The 555-nt window shown below is 61.3% G+C and carries 1 pseudogene; it reads left to right on the plus strand.

The features are described 5' to 3' along the window. Nucleotides 1–555, plus strand: a pseudogene (locus tag AC5ZGW_RS46825) (reverse transcriptase domain-containing protein); the annotation flags it as partial.

The raw sequence follows: 555 nt of genomic DNA on the forward strand, positions 1-555 counted from the left end.
GTGTGACATGGCAGGACTTCGAGACAGACCTGGAGCCTCGGCTTGAGGATCTGAACGCTCGGGTCCACCGAGGAGCGTATCGGCCCCAACCGTCACGCCGGACGTATATCCCGAAGGCTGACGGCCGGGAGAGACCGCTGGCGATCGCAGCTCTGGAAGACAAAATCGTCCAGGGCGCGACCGTCATGGTGCTCAACGCCATCTACGAAGGCGACTTCGTCGGCTTCTCTTACGGGTTTCGACCCGGCCGGGGGCCACATGACGCGCTGGACGCCCTGGCGGTAGCGATCACCACGCGGAAGGTGAACTGGATACTTGACGCCGACGTGCAAAACTTTTTCGGAAGTGTGAGCCAAGACTGGCTGGTCCAGTTTTTGGAACACCGGCATCGGCGACAAGCGCATCATCCGCCTGATCCGTAAATGGCTGAAGGCGGGCATCCTCGAAGACGGGGTCGTAACCGTGGACGACAGGGGCCCGGGGCAAGGATCGGTGATTTCGCCGCTGCTCGCCAACGTTTACCTGCACTACACATTCGATCTTTGGGCCGAACGC

The organism is Bradyrhizobium sp. Crot121, assembly GCF_059512385.1.